Origin of the sequence: Acinetobacter sp. 226-1 (assembly GCF_030329325.1) — a bacterium.
Lineage (GTDB): Bacteria > Pseudomonadota > Gammaproteobacteria > Pseudomonadales > Moraxellaceae > Acinetobacter > Acinetobacter sichuanensis.
This window is the reverse complement of sequence record NZ_JACANU010000003.1, coordinates 129,655-149,958: the sequence shown is the minus strand read 5'-3', so window position 1 is coordinate 149,958 and position 20,304 is coordinate 129,655. Positions and strand designations below refer to the sequence as shown.

Here is a 20,304-nt window from a genome sequence, read left to right as displayed (position 1 = left end):
TTGCCTTTATGACGTAGAGATATTTAATAAACACACAGCAACATTTACAGGGCTTAAATTCGCACTGTGTTGTGTACTGGTTTTTGCAGATAGGGTGATGACAGCATGCGCTGTAGATTCATCAATTTTGCCTGAACCATAAGGTGTACATGGCGCGTTACTTTGAAGCCATGTAATTTGTGCAGGGTTGGATTGATCTAATGAATAATCTTGTAAATTGGCAAGGCTACTCTGTACCGTCCATGTCAAGTTACTTAAATTTTGTGTTGCATCACAATGACTTCCATCTGTTGTGCCTTTGAGTAATGCAAATTGACGTTGTTTATGGTTTGGATGTTCAAGATCAGCTAAGCCTTGGCATACAACTTCATTATCATCTTGATAACGCCAAACTATGGCTTTAATGGATTGTGTTTTGCCATCACTTTGCACGCGAATTGTCGCATTTGCATTAAAATGAGTATTGCCTTCTAAGCCAAAACTCGCACTTTGTAATAACATTTGTGCATTGGTTAAGCCCATTTGTAACTGAGTGTCATGGCTTGAAGCAACTCTAGACTCAGCACCTGTTTTTGCAACTGTTCGATAGGTCGTCAGTACCGCAATCATACATAACATTGCGATGACCAAACCAATCAATAAACTGATTAAAGTTACACCTGCTTGATGTTTCATTTTAATGCTTCACCTACAGTCAGTTTTCCACCTAAAAGAGGACTATTCACTTCAAATTTCACAGGTTGGCTTTCTGAAATAGTACGATTATGCGTAGCATTGGCACTATTATTGATCGTCACATTGACGTCATCACAACTGACCTCAATCTTTGTGACATCTTTTTCTTTTGGCAGCAAAATAGTGGGAATTTCTGTTTTGTTACACCAAGATTTTTTCTGTTCAACAGTGGCATTTTGTAAGCGAGCTTGCAGTTCATTAATGACAATGTATTGCAAATTTGATTGTTGCTGACTGGTGAGCATTTTCCCAGTGGCATAAGCAGCCCCTAAAATAACAATACTCGAGAGCGCAACAGAGACTAGGGCTTCGACTAATCCAACCCCACGTTGATTGTGACTAATTGAAGCTAAGCTTTTCATTTAATGTTCCATTGCTGATGGTTACAGCTACATGTGTTTTACAATTGCCCGTAATTTCAGAAATGACTTGACCATAATTGTTTAAGGCAAAACATTTAAATGGTGAACTTGTCAAACTATGCTGAATTTCAATTGAGCTTTTTAAAAATGCACTAAAAATTACTGGACTATTACAGCTTGCAGAACCTGTGCTTGAGGCTTTACGAACGGTGAGTTCACTGGTATTGGCATCGAAACAAAGCTGACTAATCGGTAAATCATGCTGTGTCGCATATTCATTACGAAGCGCAGTTGATTTGGCTAAAGCAATGGCACTTTTAAAGGACATTGTTGCTTTATCGAGTTCTGCTTGTTTTGCCCATTGCGCTGTAAAGGCAGAACCTGTAGTCGCTAAAATGGCAAGTAGGGCAATCGTAATCATCAGTTCAATGAGACTTATGCCTGTTTGAAACTGTTGCACTTTTACCATGTCACACCATGACAGTTATTGATGGTTCTTATGTTCTTTTCATTGATGCTAAAAGAACAACCATTTAAGTTACTTGAACTTTTTGCTGTCGCTGTGAGCGTGTAGCCTTTGTTATTTTCAGTATGCGCTGCTGAAAACTCAAAAACATCTTGCTTTGTTGGAGACCATTGTGGAAACCCTGTTGTTGCATTTATTAATGCACTGGTAGAGCTATAGTCTGTACTTGGATAGCTTAAATTTCGTTGATAGAAATTTTCATAGACCAAGCCGAGTGCAACAAGGTCAGATTGAGCCGCTTTGATATTGGCGCGTTGGATATAATGGGTGTACGAAGGCATTGCAATTGCCGCTAAAATTGCGACAATCACCACCGTAACCATGACTTCAATAAGGGTGAAACCTGATTGAAAAATAAAAGGTTTTTTAACGGAGTACATATTACTTTGGGAGAATTTAAAAAAATTAAATAATAAGGCTTAATTTTAACATGTACTAAACAAAGCAATGTTTTTCGTCTCTCAAAACTGGATTATATCGGTGAATGATTTGGCATTTTAAAGATTAAAATGAGGCATGAAATCCGACAAAAGGTGGATTATCAAGGATGAGTTGCTGAGCAATAAACTGCTAAATAAAGTTCAAAACAGTATAAATTGGATGATTTTTAGAGAGAGTTAGTAAGATAAAAACCACAGCTTGATATGGATTTTAGAATAAAAAATTCAGTAAATGATTTGATGAAATGACTTGAATTAAAGATCACACGATTAATTTAGATTTTGAACTTGATCTAGATTAAACTATAAGGAAGATATTAAAGGTTTGATCATGAAAATTTTAGTGCGTAACTTAGAGCGTTCAGTAACTGAAGCAGAATTACTTGAATTGTTTAAACCTTATGGCACAGTAGAATCCGCTGTTGTGGTGATGGATGCTGAAACCAAAAAATCTAAAGGTTTTGGTTTTGTTGAAATGCCAAATGCACGTGAAGCCATCAAAGCGATCAAAGGTTTAAATACACTGAAAGTCAAAGGTGCTGGTATCCGTGTCAAAGCCGCGGAAGATAAGCCAAAAGCTGAGTAAAAGTGAAGAAGGAGCAAATAGATTGCTCCTTTTTTATGGGTCAATATGAAAAAACTATATCCTGCTTTATCTATTGTGAAGACGAAAAATCTATTTTATTGAGCTAGATCATTTATAAATATTGTTGTGCAGAAGACAAAAGAAAGTTTACTCTTAGTCTCATAAAAGACGCCAAAATTTAGGAAATTATATCATGTCACGAGTTGCTCGCTTTCATGCAGATCGCACTAATCAAAAACTGTATTTCGCACGACTTTCATGCCAACAAGCAGAGCAAACGGAACATGTGCAGCAAGCACAAGCACATCGTGAAGCAGCCGTTTTTCATTTGCATGGAACTATTTTGGCATTTCTACAAGAATTAGTACGTTATTACCGTTTAAATGATTTAGCACCAACACTTAAGTCTATTGAAGAACATATGGCTGCAAAAGGACAAGTTTCACCTGAAGTATTGGTGATGCAAAAGCTTGCTAAAGATGGATTTATTGCAGAGTTAAAAAGAGCCTATCGTTTATGCCAATACGCACCAGAACCAAGTACACCAGAGCCTGAAGCAGAAACATCGTCAAATTTAATTATTAAAGTCACTCAAACACCACAAGCTTGGCTGCCTGATACCAAAATTTTACGTGAATGGCATCGTGATTTAACGCAGCTTATTGATGGTTTTCGTAACGAAATGGTTGAATTCTGATCAATTTGATTGGTTTTACTTGAAATTTATTTTTAAATGACTATATACAATAGTTACAAGATGCAAAATGCATTCGGCATTTTGCCCCATGGTTGAGCATGGAGGGTTTTTATGTCTATTGAACAGTTAAAAGCATTATTTGGAAATCAAGAAGCCATTTTAGAGTTGGTTCAACTTGAGGGTGGAGAGTTAGCATTGCGTAATGCGGGATCTGAAAAAGAACCATTAGTCACAATTCAATTTAATGAAGAAGTGAAAGCATTATTAGGAGATCAAACGCCTGCAATTGCTCAACAAATGATTCAAGCTGCTCTATTTGCTTTATTAGAAAAACAAGCAGATGAATGGCATGCTGAAGTTGTTGATGAACAACCTAAATTTATGAGTTAAAAGATTGTATTTTTCAGTTTAATCTAGAATAAAACGCACTTTTAAGTGCGTTTTTTATACATGAGTTTTGAGGTTTTAATGCATTGGTAGAGGCTGTGGCGCAAAAAAGTATCCACCTGCAAATATAATGGCTAAGCCAATCAGTTGTAGAAAAAATGGATTTTTAGCTTGATGCCAATGCAAGATGAGAAAAATCAGAGAAACTGGAGAAAGCAATAAACAGCCTAAGCCCCACCAAATACTTTCTTTGAATGCAGCGATGAGAAAGCCAATCGAAGCAATGACGAGAATGAGTAGCCCAAAATAAAATAAAAACATGTTGTCCTCTTATTGATCTTTTATATTTCAATTACATTTATCATTAAAGTGTGCAGAGTAAAGCGTATTTTATGAAGTTGTGATTTCTGTTTATCATGACTTTAATCAAGCAAAAACAGACTACCATATTTGATAGTCTGTTGGAATGAATCAATGTGTTGGTTCGTGATGATGTGCAATTTGAATCTGATTTAAAATATGATTACTCATATTTTTCGCCATTTCTTCTTTAGCAAAATAAACCTGACCAATCTGATCTCGACGAATAATTTCAGCTTCTTCTTTGCTTTCAGCACAAACTAAAACCTGAATTTGAGGGTTGAGTAGTTTTGCCGTATCGACAATTTTATGAATATCTAAGATATCCATTGGAGAAATCACCAACAAACGAGCATGTTGAATATGAGCTTGAATGAGTACACTGGGTTCAGTGGCGCGACCAGAAACAGCAGCAATACCTTTTTCACGCAGATTTTCAACAATTTCACGGTTTTCTTCAGCAATAACGACTTTAATACCATCATTCATTAGGGTTTTAGTAATACGACGTCCAACTTCACCATGCCCAACGATAACGACTTGATCACGTAGATAATCTTGATCCACTTCATCGGGTAACATCGCCAGAGGGTCGCCACTGCGTTCTAGTAAACGAGCAAGATGTGAATGCTCTCGAATCCAAATTTGTACAGGTTCAATTGCCGAAAATAAAAATGAATTTAAGGTAATTGAAAATAAAGCCCCTGCTAAAATCAAGTTTTGTGCTTCAGGAGTAAGCAAACCCAGTGACAATCCCAATGTTGCTAAAATAAAAGAGAATTCCCCGATTTGCGCTAAACTTGCACCGACGGTCAATGCTGTATTCATTGGATAACGAAAGAATAAAACCAATGCCATTGCAGCGATGGTTTTACCAATCATGATGATGGCAATCACAGCTAAAATATGTAAAGGTTGCTCAATAATAATACGAGGATCAAACAGCATCCCGACAGAGACAAAGAATAAAATAGAGAAAATTTCTCTTAAAGGTAGCGTTTCTTCCTCTGCTCGATGGCTAAAATCAGACTCTTTAACAACCATGCCCGCAAAGAAAGCGCCAAGTGCCATAGATACGCCAAAAATCGCATATGAGCCATAAGCAATTGAAACGGCTGCTGCCACGACTGTTAGCGTAAAAAGCTCTCTAGAACCCAAACGAGCAACATATTGCATGATCATTGGAACCAGACGTTTCCCAATGATGAGCATGAAAGCAATAAAGCCTGAAACTTTTAATAAAGTAATACCAAGGGTGAGCCAAATATTTTCATCTGATGCTTGTCCTGCAAGCGCATGTCCACCTAATAAAACCGCTGTCGCAGGTAAAAGTACCAAGACTAAAACCATTACAAGGTCTTCAACAAGTAACCAACCTACTGCGATTTTACCGTTGACGGAGTCAAGTAAGCCTTTATCTCCAAGTGCTTTAAGCAAAACGACAGTACTTGCACAAGATAAACTTAAACCAAAAACGAGAGATGAACCCCAACTCCAGCCCCAAAAATGAGATACGATCATGCCTAAGCATGTGGCAACAGTAATTTGTAAGATCGCACCCGGTAAGGCAATGCGGCGTACTTGCATTAAATCATTTAATGAAAAATGCATCCCAACACCAAACATCAAAAACATGACACCAAGTTCAGCAAGTTGGTTAGCAAGTGCCAGATCTGCCACTATGCCTGGCGTATTTGGACTAATAATAATGCCAGCAATCAGATAACCAATCAGAGGGGGGAGGCGTAATCGAGCAGCGATATAGCCAAAAATGAGGGCAATACCAAAACCCACGGCGAGTAAAATAATCAAGTCTACATCATGAGGCACTAAACACTCCTTGAAAGATGGGATAACGTAAATAAAAAGGAAAAGCACAAAGAGTGCCAAAGATAAAGTGGGACAATTTTAACAATTTGCATAAAAAAAAGGCAAAAAAAACGACCCAAAAGGGTCGTATTTTTTAGAAAACTAAAATTATTTAATTTTAGCTTCTTTGAAAATTACGTGTTGACGGATTTTTGGATCAAATTTTTTGATTTCCATTTTTTCCGGCATAGTACGTTTGTTTTTAGTTGTGGTATAGAAATAACCTGTACCAGCAGTAGAAACTAGGCGAATTTTATCACGCATGGTTCGGACTCCTTAGATCTTTTGACCTTGAGCACGTAGGTCAGCAACAACCTTTTCGATACCCAATTTGTCGATAATACGCATACCTTTAGTGGTTAAACGAAGACGTACAAAACGTTTTTCGCTTTCTAACCAGAAACGGTGGTGGTGCAGGTTCGGCTCGAACCGGCGTTTAGTTTTGTTGTTGGCGTGTGAGACGTTGTTACCAACGACTGGACGCTTGCCGGTAACTTGGCAAACCTTAGACATGGTGTAACTCCATTGATTTAGCCAACAGCAAATCTGTATGGCCAGTCAAAATAAAACGGATTGAATTCTTTCAAGGGGCGTTTTATACCAAAATTCCGCTTAAAAGACAAGCGGAATCGGTGAAAACACTGCATGATCTTTGACGATAGATCATGCCTTGATCATTTAGCGGATAAAAGTTTTCTCTAAAATTTTATGAACAGCGCCGCCAAATGGCGGTAGGATGAATTTTATGCTAAATAGTTTTGGCATAGACATCATAGAGCGTTCATGCGACAAGTTGAAAAAACCTTCTGGACCATGATATTTCCCCATACCTGATGCACCAACACCACCAAATGGTAGGTCATCTTGTGCAACGTGGGTCAATAATGCATTTTGACCAAAGTGCCCTGAATGGGTACGCTGAGCGACATATTGTGCTCGCGCATCGTCAAAGTCGAAATAGTATAATGCAAGTGGGCGAGGTCTGCTATTAATAAAGTCAATCACATCATCAATTTGATCATATTCCATAATCGGTAATACAGGACCAAAAATTTCATTTTTCATAATGTCCATTTCAGTCGTTACACCTGTGACTAATGTTGGTGCAATTTTACGGACTTGGTTGAGGTCTTCATGTTTAGGATTGATTTCTACCAGTTGAGCACCTTGTGCTTGAGCATCTTCTAAGTAACTTTGCACACGATTAAATTGTTTATCATTAATGATAGATGTGTAATCTTGATTGTGTGCAAGATGAGGATACATTGAACTGACAATAGTTTTGAATTGTTCAACAAACTCAGCAGTTGTGCCTTTAGGTAAAAATAAATGGTCAGGAGCCACACATGTTTGTCCAGCATTCCATAGCTTTCCAAAAGCTAAACGCTGAGCAACGTCTTTGAGATCGGTAGATGGATGAACAATAGCAGGTGATTTACCTCCAAGTTCTAAAATGACAGGCACTAGGTTCTCTGACGCAGCCGCCATCACAGTTTTACCGATATTGGTTGAACCTGTGAAAATAATTTTATCAAAAGCTAAATGTGAAAAGGCATCAGAAATAACGCCACCGCCTGTGACTACAGAAACCAATTCACGTGGAAATGCTTCTGAAAGTGCATTTTCCAACACATAACCAAAATTCATTGATGAACTTGAAATTTTGATCATGGCATGGTTACCCGCAGCCAAGGCACAAATGAGCGGACCAACGGAAAGAACTAATGGGTAATTCCATGGTGCAATAATACCAATGACCCCTAAAGGTTGGTATTGTACCCACGCTTTTGAAGGTTGATGCATGATGCCAACATGACGTTTAGATGGCTTCATCCATGTACTTAGATTTTTACTATAATATTTGATTTGTTCTAAACAGGTGATGAGTTCACCGATTTTTGTTTCAGTAATAGAGCGATTACCATAATCTTGATTAATTGCTTCTGCAATTTGATCTTGATATTTTAGTAACACTTTTTTTAGACGTGCTAAACGTTCAATGCGTTCTTTCGCAGTTGGAACGGGATAACGTTGATACGCTTGTTTTTGCTGAGTGAGCGTATCATGTAAATGTTGAACTTCAGGGGAATAAGAAGTCATTGAATTTGTTTTTGTTTGACTGTTCATCTCGAACACCTTTAGAGAGGAGCTGATTTATGATAATTTTTAGAGTAAAAGCTCTAATTAGTCAAGTCACTTTATATGTTAGCCTATGTTAACGCTGAAAGATGGTATTAGGATGTCGCACTCCAAAACGGTAAAAACCAAAGATCGAATTTTGCAAATCAGCTTGCAGTTGTTCAATGAACGTGGCGAGCGTTCAATCACGACCAACCATATCGCTGCTGAGCTTGGGATCAGTCCTGGGAATTTGTATTATCACTTTCGAAACAAACAAGAGATCATTAAAGAGCTCATGGAGCGTTATCAAAAAGAAACGCTAGACATGCTCGCATTACCCGATGACCGTGTAGTCAATGCCAACGATAAAATTCGTTATTTTCAAGTTTTGAGCAGTCAACTTTGGGAATATCGTTTTTTACACCGTGATGTTTACCATTTAATTGAAAATAATGATGATTTTAGAAAGATTTACCCGCGCTTTGCAGGAAAAGTGATGCAACAAGGGCAAAAAATTTATCATGCCTTTGTCGATGCAGGTTTAATGCAAATGACAGCCTCAGAAATTGAAGCTTTAATTATTAATATTTGGATTGTTTTAACCAACTGGACAAATTTTTTATATATGTCAGGGCATTTGAGTAATTCAAATCATTTAGATGAAAAATGGATCTGGCAAGCATTACGTCAAATGGTATTTTTAGAAGGTCCATATTTACGGGGTGAAAGTCGAGAAACTTATGAGCGCTTATTGGAAAGTTTTGGTTCTTCTGAGCTATTTGCGAGTTTATCGACATTAAAACATGATTGAATAGCGCACAATCATTGAAAGCTTTTTAAAAAGCGTTAGAATATTTGGCTGTTTTTCAATTTAACGTATAAGTGATATCAATTAAATGAACATGACCACTGCCAACACAGCACGTCTCCTGATTACTTGTGAAGATAAACCAGGCATTGTGCAAGCTGTATCGAGCTTTTTGTATCATCAAGGAGCAAATATTACTGCGCTTGATCAATATGCAACTGAAGCTCAGGGCGGACGGTATTTCATGCGTGTTGAGTTTGAACTTGAAAATTTGCAAAGCCGTAAAGAAACGTTATTGCAAACTTTTTCGCAAAATGTCGCTGAACGTTATGAGATGCATTGGCGTCTTGCTTTTGTAAGTGATTTGAAAAAAGTCGGTATTTTGGTTTCAAAAGTCGACCATGCTTTACTTGAGTTGCTTTGGCGTCATGCGCGTGGTGGTTTGGCTTGCCAAATTACACAAGTCGTTTCGAACCATGAAGATTTACGCAGCGCAGTTGAAAATTTTGGTATTCCATTCCATGTTGTACCTGTAAATAAAGAAAATAAACGTGAAGCTTATGCAAAAATTGATGAGTTAGTTCAAGGCGATGATTTACTTGTTCTTGCACGTTATATGCAGATTTTAGATGAAGAATTTGTTTCTAAATGGGAAATGAAGATTATTAATATTCATCATTCTTTCTTACCTGCATTTGTGGGTGCAAATCCATACAAACAAGCACATGAAAAAGGTGTGAAATTGATTGGTGCAACGGCACACTATGTGACTGCTGACTTAGACCAAGGTCCGATTATTGAGCAAGATGTAGAGCGTGTAAGCCATGACTTTACAGTTGAACAATTGCGTGAACTAGGTCAAGACGTGGAACGTAATGTCTTAGCACGTGCAGTAAAATGGCATTTGGAAGATCGTATTATTGTGGATGGAAATAAAACGGTTGTTTTCCAATAAATTGTCTTTGCTTTAATCAGTAAAAAGGATGCAATTAGGCATCCTTTTTGCATTTTTAATTTATAAAATCAATAAAAACTCTCTAAAAAGTAGTTGCAAATGAAAACACTTCTCATTTATTATTGTTGCACTTTAATTGTTCTATCCGATGAGTTTAATCTAAGCAAGCCATCTTGTATGTGATTCTCTCAGAGATTTAGGTATTTAGATTCATATGAGTCAATCTTCCACTTCAAATATGCAGGCTCCAAATCCAATGAAGAAAAAGGTGATTACTGCTGTAATAGCCGTTCTTGTAGGACATTTGGGTGCTTTATGGGCATTGAGTCATCTAAAAACTCCTGAATTGCAACCAATTGAAAAGAAACCTATTCAGGTCAAATTTGTACAGATTAAAGAGGATGTACCACCGCCTCCACCGCCGCCGCCACCTCCACCAGTTAAACCTAAAGTTGAGCCTAAGCCTGTAGTGGAAAAAAAGGTGATACCTCCGCCGCCACCTATTGAAAAACCAAAATTGATTACTCAAAAGCAGCCTGTAGTTGAAAAGAAAGCAATTCAACAGCCTGAAGAAAAGATTGATCATGAAAAAATTAAACGTGAACAAGAACAGCAACGCCAGCAGCAAGAACAGCAGCGTCAAGAGCAATTGCGTCAGCAACAAGAACAACAGCGTCAAGAGCAATTGCGTCAGCAGCAAGAACAGCAGCGTCAAGAGCAATTGCGTCAGCAGCAAGAACAGCAACGTCAAGAGCAACAACGTTTAGAACAACAACGTCGTCAGCAAGAAGAAGCAAATCAACCTCGTAAATTAACAGCAGGTGAGATTTCTTGGAAAAATCGTCCAAGTTTTGAGTTTGACGACGACCTACTGAGAAATCAAGCTAGATCGTTGGTTGTACGTATTCAAATTAATCCAGCAGGTAAAATTACAGATGTCACTGTGATTAAATCGAGTGGATTGCCTAACCTTGATCGTGAAGTGCGAAGTGCTGTACGTTCTGCAAGAATGAATCCGTCAAATGATGGACGTGCCATGGTTGCTGACTTACCTGTAAATCTTCAAACCTCTGGGCAATAATTTAACCGGCTAACATAATTAGGAGTTCGAGTATGAACTTTTCCGTTTATTGGCAACATGCTGATGCCATCAGTAAAACACTGTATTTCGTGTTGTTGGCAATGTCTATTGCAACATGGACAGTATTCATTCTACGTTTGATGGGTACACGTCAACTTAAACAGCAAGCTCAAGCTCACCTTGCTCAGGCATTGAGTCAACTGAAAGCAAAATTAGCGCCTTTAGGTTTTGATCAACGTAAAGCTGTTGCAGAACAAGCTTTATTACGTCAAATCTCGGTTGAAAAAGCCAATGCTGAGAAAGGGGTATCTGTACTCGGTACAATCGCTTCAATCGCACCATTTGTCGGTTTATTTGGTACTGTTTGGGGGATTTTCCATGCTTTGGTTGCTGTGGGCAAAAGTGGTCAAGCAGGTTTAGCACAAGTAGCAACACCTGTAGGTGAAGCATTGATCATGACAGGTTTAGGTCTAGCAGTCGCGATTCCTGCTGTATTGGCTTATAACATTTGTGTACGTTTTAATCGTACTTTGTCAAATGAGCTACAAGATCAAGCACACGGTTTATTGATTGACACCATGTTGCAACAAGATTCAACTGTGAAAGTTGAAGCGCAAACAACACAAAAAGGTTTAGTTGGAGGTCAAGCTTAATGGCTTTTCAATTGGGTGAAGACAACGATGCTGGCATGAATGAGATGAATCTCATTCCGCTCATCGACATTATGTTGGTATTGATGATCATCTTTTTGGTGACTGCAACCGTTGCTAACCCATCAATACCATTAACCTTACCAAAAACAACAGCAGAAATTATTGATCCTCCACCTGAAGCAATCACAATCAGTATTAATAAAGAGGGTGAAGTGGCTTGGAATGATCAGGTGATTGGTTTACCTGAACTAGAAAAGCGCTTTGGTGAAGCGGCTCAGCAAACTGTAAAACCTGCTGTGCAGTTACGAGCAGATCAAGATGCTCGTTATGACACAGTTGCTCAAGTCATGTCTCGTGCCAGTGAAGCCGGACTGAACGATCTTGCCTTTATGAGCGATAATTAAGCGTTAATTACGCATTAAAAATTTAAAAAGCGATCTTGATAGATCGCTTTTTTTATGGTTTTTTTCAGTATTTTTTATTTTACAATTCGCTTTCTTTAAGCAAGTCTTTAAACTGACTTTGTAATTTCATTAATTTTGGTGGAATGGCAAAGTTACAATAACCTTGTGATGGGTTTTTTGCATAAAAATTTTGATGATATTCTTCAGCAGCGTAGAACGTTGGAGCAGGAGATAGCTCTGTGACAATATCTAAGTCCTGTGCTTTTAATTCGCTAATCAGTTGCTCAGCTTGTGCTTTTTGTTCATCGTTAAAATAATAAATCACCGAGCGATATTGTGTGCCAATATCATTGCCTTGACGGTTGAGTGTAGTTGGATCATGTGTGGTAAAAAATACATGCAGAAGTTGCGCATAGCTGATCTGACTGTCATCAAAATCAATCAAAATGACTTCAGCATGCTGAGTAGTACCTGTACAAATTTGTTCATAAGTGGGTTGTAGGGTATTGCCACCAGCATAACCGCTCGTTACTTTTTCAACGCCTTTAAGTTGAAGAAATACTGCTTCCGTACACCAAAAACAACCGCCACCAAATAATGCTTGTTGCATCGAAGACCTCCTTTCTATTTTATTTTCTAGAGAAAAAACCATCTTAAAGTAAATCAATTGTATGGAATAAAAAACCTGAGATTTCAGGTTTTTATCTATTTTAAAGTAAATACAAGATGTTATGGCGTAGTTTTATATTGTAAAACAACATTACCATATTGATCGACTAGTTTGAGTGTACGATCATAACTTTGATAGCCTGTGACTTTGTGCAAAGCAGTCGTATATTTTTCTACGAGTGTCATATCCTGACAATACATTTTTGTAGATGCGAGTGAGCCTAAGTTTAGATGATGATCTTTAACTGCATAGTTGCCCATAATACGATTACAGCCATCTGAGCCGCTCACACGTAAGTCACTACTAAATTGAATCATCGGTGAGTTTGTTTGACTTGGATATTCTGTGCTACCAATATGTGTCAGTACCCACGTTTTATTTTGTAAGAGGTTTAAATTTTCTTGTTGTTTAACCGTTGGAGCTGTTGTACAGCTAACAACTGCAAGTGTTGCTGGAATTAAACCGATCAACAAAATATTTTTTAACATGACTTTCTCAAAAATATAAATTGGGTCTATATAAGCAAAAAATGATGCAAATCACTAGATTAACAATGTATCTAAGCATTAAAAAAATGCTTAAATCATAAACCGTTGTGGATATTTTCAGTTAAACCTTCACGAATGACTTTAGAGTAGTTTTCACTGCTTTGATATTCAAAATGTTTGAATTGGTCTGTACGAGGATTAACATGCGCACGTTGATACCATTGCTTGATTGTCCATTGCTGATTTAAAGCACCTAAATCATATAAATAGTTTGGCAGATAGCCAGAAGCCAATAAGCGATAGTCCAAAGGTAACTCATGCGGTGAAATCGCTTGTACCATGTCAAAAACTAGCGTTGTACAGTTGCTACTGAGTGTATTGTACCATTTGGCTTGTTGAGCAAGTTCATCGGTTTTTTCTAAGTATTCTGCAAATAAAGCCTTCATTTCAGTTTTTGGCATTTTGACAGGGAAGAAATACACTTGTTCATTTCGAATGTTACTACGTGTATAGATCAAATCTTTTTCATCAGCAGCAATCAGACTTAATTCATATTTTCTAAAAAAGCCACTAATTGCAGAAAAACTTTCCGTTTTCTCTTTGCGAATTTCGATTGAAAATACTAAGGGTTTTTGATCAGAAAAATCAAAACTAACCAGCGTATGTGCAATTTGTGGTCCCATCCAATAAGAAGTAATAATATTGACGCCTGTAATATGCTCTAGGTTATAGCTGCGGGTATCCCAATGCACATCGTATTTATTTTCTGTATGCCAATTAAAGTTACGTATATTATGAATGGTGACAATATTATCTTGTTTCTTATAGGTAAAAAGACGGTCTACTTCAGGGTTCCATTCACGGTCTTGTTTGGCAGGAATATTAAAGTACCAAAGTAGACTACACAAAAATGCAAGGATATAAATTAGAATATCTTTATGACGGCTAAAAAGATTTTGTTTGATATAAATGCCTAAAATACTGAAAGCAAATAAAATCCAAAGACCAATCATAATACGACTGAACAGACCAAAAGGTGCTTGAAACCAAAGTGCACAGCACAGCCAAATAGAAGAAAAAATGACAAAAATGCTAAAAATGGAATGGATTAGCCCCATTCCAAGTGCATGAAAAAGCGATTTTTTTTTAATTTTTTGCATATATTTAAATTATAAACTGAGATCAAGCTTATTTTTGATAAGTTGCGAACTCAAAAGCAATCCCAGTTTTGTCATCAATATGTTGCTCAGACGCTATTTTCTTAAATTCATTTGGAATTTCTGGATAATGTGCATCTCCTTGTACATTAAGCTCTACATGAGTAAGCTCCAAGCGATCAGCAATAGCAATGGTTTGTGTGAAAATTTCACCACCACCAATAATAAATAGAGTTTCAGGTTTTTCTGAAGCTTGAACATCAGCAATTGCTAAAGTTAAAGCCTGTTCAATACTGGTTGCTGTTTTAACACCCTCAAAAGACCAGTTTGGATCACGAGTAATGACCCAGTTAACACGTTTAGGTAAAGCACGTCCCATCGATTCGAGGGTTTTTCGTCCCATCACCACAACACCGCCTTGAGTGATTTCTTTAAAGTGTTTTAGGTCGGCTGAAATATGCCAAGGAAGATCATTACCTTTACCAATACAGCGTTGTTGATCCATTGCAACAACATGAACAACTTCTAAATTTTTAAATGTCATAGTGAGCTCATTTTTTTAATTCCTCTCTACCTCTCCTTTTAAAGAGAGGCGAATATTTGAAAGGGGGAATTTAGGGGCTTTATTGAAAGTGGTTTTGTAAAATTAAACCGCAACAGGGGCTTTAATCGCAGGATGTGATTCATAACCTACAATTTCAATATCTTCAAATTTAAAATCAAAAATATCTGTGATTTCAGGGTTTAATTTAAGCTGACAAAGTGCTAAAGGTTGACGTGTTAATTGCAATTGAGCTTGTTCAAAATGGTTTGCATATAAATGTGTGTCACCACCTGTCCAAACAAAATCACCCACAGCTAGACCACATACTTGCGCGATCATGTGCGTTAGTAAGGCATAACTTGCAATATTAAAAGGTACACCTAAAAATACGTCTGCACTACGTTGATAAAGCTGACAAGATAATTTTCCATCTTGTACAAAAAATTGAAATAACGTATGACAAGGTGGTAATGCAACTTGACCTGCTTCTTGCGGGTTCCAACCTGAAACAATCAAACGACGTGAGTTTGGGTTGGTCTTAATTTCATTAATGAGCCATTGAATTTGATCGAAACCATCATGTTCATATAAGCCATTTTCCAGTTTTGTTGCACCAAAATTACGCCATTGATGACCATACACAGGTCCAAGCTCGCCTTCTGGACGACCAAAACGTGCAGTTTGTTCAGCCGTAGACCATTCATCCCAGATACTGACTTTATTGTCTTTTAAATACTGAACGTTGGTGTCGCCTTTTAAAAACCATAAGAGTTCTATCACGATTGAACGGAAGTGAACTTTTTTGGTGGTTAGAAGAGGAAAACCTTTGGACAAATCAAAACGCATTTGATGACCAAATACAGAACGAGTTCCTGTGCCTGTACGGTCGCCTTTATCGCCACCATTGTCGAGGATATGTTGTAGAAGGTCTAAATACGCTTTCATATTAATTCCAAATTAGGCTCATCATGTCCGTTTTGAAGTGACGTAGATCACGACATTTCATGACGTTTAACTTTGAGCGTGTCATATTTTTACTGAACTTCTCAGTTTATACTAAACACTGATTTATTTTAACTAGAGATAACAAGAGAGAAGAAAGATGCAAGTCAACTGGAATGAACTTTCTGAATTTATTCAGCAATATAAAGCACAAATTTTAGCAACAAAAAAGTCAGCAATCGAGTTAAATTTGTCCCCTGCACAGACGTTATCATTGTGGCAAAGCAAAGTGGGGGGTGAGCCTTATTTACCTTTAACGGCTAAATACCCGCACAATGCTGAAGAGCGACCTTTGGTGCTTTTAGCACAGATCAATTTTGCTGAACTGCCTCAAAATGAGCTCTATCCAAGTACAGGAATTTTACAGTTTTTTATTGATATTGAAGATGATTTATGGGGTTTAGATTTTGACGAACCACAAAAGCAAAATAACTTTCGGGTCATTTACTATGATCAAGTGATTGAAGATACAACGCAGTTGCTACAAGCATTTCCTACACAAGATTTAGATCATGATATGAACCCTGTAACAGGGCAATATGCTGTGCAATTTGTTGCGTCAGAACGTTATATTTCTATGGGAGATCATGAATTTGCTGATAAAATTTTTGATCCTTATGAAATGGAAGATGATGCCGCAGAAGACATCTATGATGAATATGATGATGCATTTTCAGCAAATGGGCATCATTTAGGCGGCTATCCATATTTCACGCAAGATGACCCTCGAAGCACGAGTCGTTTTAAGGACTATATTTTACTCTTTCAACTGGACAGTTCAGGGCAAGAAGATGTTGAAATTTTATGGGGTGATTGCGGTGTTGCCAATTTCTTTATTCACCCTGATGATTTAAAGAAAAGAGATTTTTCTAAAGTGCTTTATAACTGGGATTGTTCTTAAAATTAGATCATCTTATGAAATAAAAGACCCATTCGATAGAATGGGTTTTTTGTGATAGGCTTCACGTTATTAATCTATTGCATAAAAAATTATAAATATATAATTAAAAGTGATATTGATTTTTTATTTTAAAAATAAACCAAGAAAGAGCAACTTAAAAGATTCTCATTTACAATCACAAATTTTATTACATTTACGTTAAACAAATTTTAAGAATGTATGCTTAGTATTGCAACTTCGTAATTTATGGTAGCGGTACTTTGGTATGGTAAGACAGAGTTTAGTGAGTCAGTTTGGGGTTGAGCAATGATTGTTGATTTAAATACTCAACCTGTACAAGACGTCAATAGCGTATCTGTTAGTCAATACATTTTTCAAAATGAAAATGGATCTTTTTACCCAAAACAGGACTTTAATCCAACAGCGATTATTCAACAAAATAAATTAAAACAAGCCCAAGCCAATAATTTTTCTTTAACGAATGCTTTTCAAATTGATATTGATAAATTTATCAATAAATTAGATAGTATTTCAGCACGTACAAGCTCAGCACGTTGTGCACGTAGTATTCGTATTGCATTACAAACAGCAGGTGCAAAGTTTATTGATCATCCCATTGCAGCAGCAGATTGGGGCGATACTTTAGAAGAAATTGGTTATAAACAAATACAACCTGCTTTTGATGCTCCACAAGAAGGAGATATTTATATTATTGACCGTACTCGTAAACATCGTTATGGGCATATTGCAGGTTATACAGGTTCAGAATGGGTTTCTGACTTTAAACAACGTAGTTATGATGTTTATAAAGATAGTAATGTCACTTATAAATACTATCGTTTAGGTTGATTTGTCTTCTATGTGTCAAAAAGCAGACGATTAAAAAGGAAGCTTGAACAAAAAACCTTCCTTTTTAATCTGAGCGTTTACTGCGGTTTTGATAATTTGAAATCAGCACAAGTCCAAGCATCATAAAGCCTAAAGCTTGAATGGCTAAATAGACAAAATTCGATTGTTTTAAAAACCAGTAAATGATCGTGATTTGAATAAAAATAGGAAGATAAACTGCTGCAATTTTCATCCATTTTTTCTGAGGATTTTGTGCTGCCTGTTGACTTGCAGCCCGATACAGCACATGTAATGCCATACCTAAAACTAAACCAATACCTACAAAAATTGGGCTGAGTTTTTCAATGTTAGAGCAATAAAAAATCACAATACAGAGCATGATGCTGACGATCAGCTTAACTTGACGAGTGCAGCGTTCTGAATACCAAAAATCTAACATGATTAAGAGACTTGTTTCGTGTTGTTTTGATGAAGTAAAGACAAAGGCGAAAATAAACAAACAGCCAATGCCATAAATCCGATGCCTTGTGCTCCCGGAATTAAAATTTCACCTTGTGTCATATTTTTAAAAATCAACGCCAATAAGAGTGCGATGGGTACCCATGTCAAAATACGATATACAATTCCAGTTGGGTTTTTTGCTGCAAAATGGAGCTTACAGTAACGACAAATCAGGAAGATCACACCTGTTGCGACAAACATTAAAATCGCGCTATATGCTAAGGGTTGCATGCGATATAACAAGATGGTTGCAATGGCAATCGCAATGAAGATAAATATCTTTTTGAAGATAGGTGTTTGTGGATCAAACCAAAATTCAAGCATAATGTTGGTATATATTCAAAGGATGCTTGCAGTATAAATGAACTTGTTGAAAAGATGAGTTTTAGTTACATAGTCATGCAAAATAAGATGGGAACATAATAATGTCAAAAATAACGCAATTGCCAGAACAGTTTTTTCCCTTCATCCAAACCATCGAATCTACCTTACAAACCTGTGTTGAATTTGATCGGGAGTTAAAAAGTCATGTGGATTTATGGCAAAGTAATTTAGGTATGTCGCCTTATTTTCCTTTAGAGGGTGAATATCCTTGCTCTAAGCTGAGCAATGAACCTTTGCAATTTTTAGCACAAATCAATTTTGCTGAAATGCCGCATTTAACTGATTTTCCTGAACAAGGAATTTTACAGTTTTATTTGAATATGAAAGAGTTGGATTTGGGAGTGGATGAAAGCCTTGAACACATCCAATTTAATCATCGTGTGCTGTATTTTCCTGAAGTAAAAGAAGATGAAACTTTACTCAAAACTCGTGAAACATTGAAAAAAATTTATGAAATTTCTGAGGATGAGCAGCAATTATGGGTTGAAGAATGTGGTTTAACTTTTAAAAAAGTTGAGCAATATATGACATTTCATGATTATCGTTTTGCACCCCTCATATTTGGGCGTGAGCAAGTTGCTTTAAGCCAAGATTATGATGATCTAATGTGGGCTTATACCGAATATGAAAAACCGTATACAGAACAATTTCAGTATGAAGGTGGGCATCGTATCGGAGGATATGCAAATTATCTACACTCTACAGATAACCGAACTGAATTTGGAATTGAAGACTATGTGTTGTTAATGCAGTTAGATACAGATGAGGGTTTGGAATGGTGTGATGGTGGAGTTGCGCAGTGGTATATTGCCCCCCAAGATTTGAAAAAAAGAGATTTTTCTAAAGTTGTTTTTTTGTGGGCATGTCATTGAGTTAATTGAGAGCTGAAAAATAAAAAAGCGGATGAGTGATCATCCGCTTTGACAGGGTTTAATTAGGTATTTTTATGCGGTCCCCAATCGAAAATTTTCTTTTGATAAGCATACCAAATCATCCATAAACCAATCAAAATCATTGGAAAAGATAAAATTTGCCCTTTGGTCATCCAACCAAATAAGATATAGCCTTGATCTGCATCAGGTTCGCGGAAGAACTCCATAAAGAAGCGAGCACAGCCATAACCCATTAAAAATATTGCAGATACTGCATAACGTGGACGTGGTTTTGCACTATAAAACCAAAGAATAAGAAATAATAATAAGCCTTCGCACAGTGCTTGATAAATTTGTGAAGGATGGCGTATTAAGTGTAATGGATCAGTTGGGAATATCATACCCAAAGCAAAGTTTGGATCGGAAACTTGACGACCATAAAGTTCACCACCAATAAAGTTACCAATACGACCAAACATTAAACCTGTAGGGACACAAGGTGCAATAAAATCTAAAGTTTCAAACCATGTTTTCTTATATTTATGGCACCATAAAAGCATGGCGATCATGACACCTAAGAAGCCACCATGAAAGCTCATTCCACCTGTCCAAACTTTAAATAACCAGATTGGATCTGCAAGGAACTTACTAAACTCATAAAATAGGACATAACCAATACGTCCACCCAATACCACACCCAAAGCACCATAAAATACAAGATCTGAAACCATTTCCGAATTCCAGTTTGTACGTTGTTTAGCACGATAAGTTGCAAGCCCCCAAGCACATAAAAATGCCAGAAGATACATGATTCCATACCAATGCACTTGGAGTGGTCCCAGTGATATTGCAACTGGGTCTATATTTGGGTAGGTCAGCATCGCTCTTCCTTTGTATTCTGTTTTGCACAGATTTTATCTGAAAGACATGAAAAATGTTGTACATTCAATGT

Annotated in this window: 28 protein-coding genes; 11 read left to right on the top strand and 17 right to left on the bottom strand. The window is 37.0% G+C overall.

The features are described from left to right. Positions 1-6: 6 nt before the first annotated feature. The 4 genes from HX124_RS06735 to HX124_RS06720 are packed head-to-tail and all read right to left on the bottom strand — an operon-like array spanning position 7 to position 2,003. Complete coding sequence (locus tag HX124_RS06735) at positions 7-675, bottom strand: PilW family protein (RefSeq protein ID WP_286382743.1); 669 nt, start codon at positions 673-675, stop codon at positions 7-9. Next, on the bottom strand, positions 672-1,097 hold the full coding sequence (locus tag HX124_RS06730) for a PilW family protein (protein WP_286382742.1): 426 nt from the start codon (positions 1,095-1,097) through the stop codon (positions 672-674). The genes HX124_RS06735 and HX124_RS06730 overlap by 4 nt, the downstream gene beginning before the upstream one ends. Then, entirely contained in the window at positions 1,075-1,566 is a 492-nt protein-coding gene (locus HX124_RS06725; RefSeq protein ID WP_286375943.1) for a pilus assembly FimT family protein, read from the bottom strand. Before HX124_RS06725 ends, HX124_RS06730 begins: the two co-directional genes overlap by 23 nt. Further along, positions 1,560-2,003, bottom strand: coding sequence for a type IV pilin protein (locus HX124_RS06720; RefSeq protein WP_286382741.1), 444 nt, complete (start codon positions 2,001-2,003; stop codon positions 1,560-1,562). Before HX124_RS06720 ends, HX124_RS06725 begins: the two co-directional genes overlap by 7 nt. A gap of 391 nt (positions 2,004-2,394) precedes the next feature. On the opposite strand from HX124_RS06720, the gene HX124_RS06715 reads away from it, so the two are divergent. From HX124_RS06715 to HX124_RS06705, 3 genes are all read left to right on the top strand, one after another. Continuing rightward, positions 2,395-2,649 (top strand): RNA recognition motif domain-containing protein, encoded by a 255-nt coding sequence (locus tag HX124_RS06715; RefSeq protein WP_107006792.1) that lies wholly within the window; start codon positions 2,395-2,397, stop codon positions 2,647-2,649. Positions 2,650-2,842: 193 nt separating this feature from the next. Next, complete coding sequence (locus HX124_RS06710; RefSeq protein WP_107006790.1) at positions 2,843-3,346, top strand: DUF6586 family protein; 504 nt, start codon at positions 2,843-2,845, stop codon at positions 3,344-3,346. A gap of 111 nt (positions 3,347-3,457) precedes the next feature. Further along, positions 3,458-3,736 (top strand): hypothetical protein, encoded by a 279-nt coding sequence (locus HX124_RS06705; RefSeq protein WP_107006789.1) that lies wholly within the window; start codon positions 3,458-3,460, stop codon positions 3,734-3,736. Between the two features lie 75 nt (positions 3,737-3,811). Here HX124_RS06705 and HX124_RS06700 read toward each other — a convergent pair whose 3' ends face one another. The 5 genes from HX124_RS06700 to HX124_RS06680 form a co-directional block, all read right to left on the bottom strand. Beyond that, the gene (locus tag HX124_RS06700; RefSeq protein WP_286382739.1) at positions 3,812-4,054 is read right to left on the bottom strand and encodes a hypothetical protein; all 243 of its coding nucleotides are present in this window, start codon (positions 4,052-4,054) and stop codon (positions 3,812-3,814) included. Between the two features lie 150 nt (positions 4,055-4,204). Next, a complete protein-coding gene (locus HX124_RS06695; protein ID WP_286382737.1) occupies positions 4,205-5,923 on the bottom strand; it encodes a cation:proton antiporter in 1,719 nt (572 codons plus the stop codon). A gap of 147 nt (positions 5,924-6,070) precedes the next feature. Next, positions 6,071-6,226, bottom strand: a complete 156-nt coding sequence (gene rpmG, locus HX124_RS06690; protein ID WP_003654787.1) for a 50S ribosomal protein L33 — start codon at positions 6,224-6,226, stop codon at positions 6,071-6,073. 12 nt (positions 6,227-6,238) lie between these two features. Next, positions 6,239-6,475 (bottom strand): 50S ribosomal protein L28, encoded by a 237-nt coding sequence (rpmB, locus tag HX124_RS06685; RefSeq protein WP_000048256.1) that lies wholly within the window; start codon positions 6,473-6,475, stop codon positions 6,239-6,241. Between the two features lie 165 nt (positions 6,476-6,640). Continuing rightward, entirely contained in the window at positions 6,641-8,089 is a 1,449-nt protein-coding gene (locus tag HX124_RS06680; RefSeq protein WP_107006786.1) for a coniferyl aldehyde dehydrogenase, read from the bottom strand. A gap of 112 nt (positions 8,090-8,201) precedes the next feature. Here HX124_RS06680 and HX124_RS06675 point away from each other — a divergent pair, with 112 nt between their 5' ends. The 5 genes from HX124_RS06675 to HX124_RS06655 all read left to right on the top strand — a co-directional run bounded on the left by HX124_RS06675 (position 8,202) and on the right by HX124_RS06655 (position 11,984). Further along, a complete protein-coding gene (locus HX124_RS06675) occupies positions 8,202-8,894 on the top strand; it encodes a TetR/AcrR family transcriptional regulator (protein WP_286382735.1) in 693 nt (230 codons plus the stop codon). Between the two features lie 85 nt (positions 8,895-8,979). Continuing rightward, the gene (gene purU, locus HX124_RS06670) at positions 8,980-9,846 is read left to right on the top strand and encodes a formyltetrahydrofolate deformylase (RefSeq protein ID WP_107006784.1); all 867 of its coding nucleotides are present in this window, start codon (positions 8,980-8,982) and stop codon (positions 9,844-9,846) included. Between the two features lie 214 nt (positions 9,847-10,060). Next, positions 10,061-10,927: an energy transducer TonB gene (locus tag HX124_RS06665; RefSeq protein WP_286382733.1), complete on the top strand. Its 867-nt coding sequence runs from the start codon at positions 10,061-10,063 to the stop codon at positions 10,925-10,927. A gap of 32 nt (positions 10,928-10,959) precedes the next feature. After that, entirely contained in the window at positions 10,960-11,580 is a 621-nt protein-coding gene (locus HX124_RS06660; RefSeq protein WP_107006782.1) for a MotA/TolQ/ExbB proton channel family protein, read from the top strand. Continuing rightward, positions 11,580-11,984, top strand: a complete 405-nt coding sequence (locus HX124_RS06655) for an ExbD/TolR family protein (RefSeq protein ID WP_107006781.1) — start codon at positions 11,580-11,582, stop codon at positions 11,982-11,984. Before HX124_RS06660 ends, HX124_RS06655 begins: the two co-directional genes overlap by 1 nt. Before the next feature lie 79 nt (positions 11,985-12,063). Here the strand turns inward: HX124_RS06655 and msrA are convergent, their stop codons facing one another. The 5 genes from msrA to thyA all read right to left on the bottom strand — a co-directional run bounded on the left by msrA (position 12,064) and on the right by thyA (position 15,788). Continuing rightward, entirely contained in the window at positions 12,064-12,594 is a 531-nt protein-coding gene (gene msrA / locus HX124_RS06650) for a peptide-methionine (S)-S-oxide reductase MsrA (protein ID WP_286382731.1), read from the bottom strand. 119 nt (positions 12,595-12,713) lie between these two features. Further along, entirely contained in the window at positions 12,714-13,142 is a 429-nt protein-coding gene (locus tag HX124_RS06645; RefSeq protein WP_286382729.1) for an META domain-containing protein, read from the bottom strand. Between the two features lie 95 nt (positions 13,143-13,237). Beyond that, a complete protein-coding gene (locus tag HX124_RS06640) occupies positions 13,238-14,302 on the bottom strand; it encodes an Lnb N-terminal periplasmic domain-containing protein (RefSeq protein WP_286382727.1) in 1,065 nt (354 codons plus the stop codon). A 28-nt stretch (positions 14,303-14,330) separates the two neighbouring features. Continuing rightward, on the bottom strand, positions 14,331-14,843 hold the full coding sequence (locus HX124_RS06635; protein WP_286375935.1) for a dihydrofolate reductase: 513 nt from the start codon (positions 14,841-14,843) through the stop codon (positions 14,331-14,333). A gap of 102 nt (positions 14,844-14,945) precedes the next feature. Further along, positions 14,946-15,788, bottom strand: a complete 843-nt coding sequence (gene thyA, locus HX124_RS06630) for a thymidylate synthase (protein WP_107006776.1) — start codon at positions 15,786-15,788, stop codon at positions 14,946-14,948. 157 nt (positions 15,789-15,945) lie between these two features. Between thyA and HX124_RS06625 the strand changes: the two genes are divergently transcribed. Both HX124_RS06625 and HX124_RS06620 read left to right on the top strand, forming a co-directional pair. Continuing rightward, positions 15,946-16,746 carry a YwqG family protein gene (locus tag HX124_RS06625; protein WP_286382725.1) on the top strand — a complete coding sequence of 267 codons (801 nt, stop codon included), beginning with the start codon at positions 15,946-15,948 and terminating at the stop codon, positions 16,744-16,746. A 306-nt stretch (positions 16,747-17,052) separates the two neighbouring features. Continuing rightward, on the top strand, positions 17,053-17,595 hold the full coding sequence (locus HX124_RS06620) for a hypothetical protein (protein WP_353619597.1): 543 nt from the start codon (positions 17,053-17,055) through the stop codon (positions 17,593-17,595). A 64-nt stretch (positions 17,596-17,659) separates the two neighbouring features. Here the strand turns inward: HX124_RS06620 and HX124_RS06615 are convergent, their stop codons facing one another. Continuing rightward, positions 17,660-18,034, bottom strand: coding sequence for a hypothetical protein (locus HX124_RS06615; RefSeq protein WP_286382723.1), 375 nt, complete (start codon positions 18,032-18,034; stop codon positions 17,660-17,662). Positions 18,035-18,036: 2 nt separating this feature from the next. Beyond that, entirely contained in the window at positions 18,037-18,420 is a 384-nt protein-coding gene (locus tag HX124_RS06610; RefSeq protein WP_286382721.1) for a hypothetical protein, read from the bottom strand. Between the two features lie 101 nt (positions 18,421-18,521). On the opposite strand from HX124_RS06610, the gene HX124_RS06605 reads away from it, so the two are divergent. Beyond that, positions 18,522-19,352, top strand: a complete 831-nt coding sequence (locus HX124_RS06605; protein ID WP_286382719.1) for a YwqG family protein — start codon at positions 18,522-18,524, stop codon at positions 19,350-19,352. 62 nt (positions 19,353-19,414) lie between these two features. Here HX124_RS06605 and lgt read toward each other — a convergent pair whose 3' ends face one another. Further along, positions 19,415-20,233, bottom strand: a complete 819-nt coding sequence (gene lgt, locus HX124_RS06600; RefSeq protein ID WP_107006770.1) for a prolipoprotein diacylglyceryl transferase — start codon at positions 20,231-20,233, stop codon at positions 19,415-19,417. Positions 20,234-20,304: the final 71 nt, after the last annotated feature.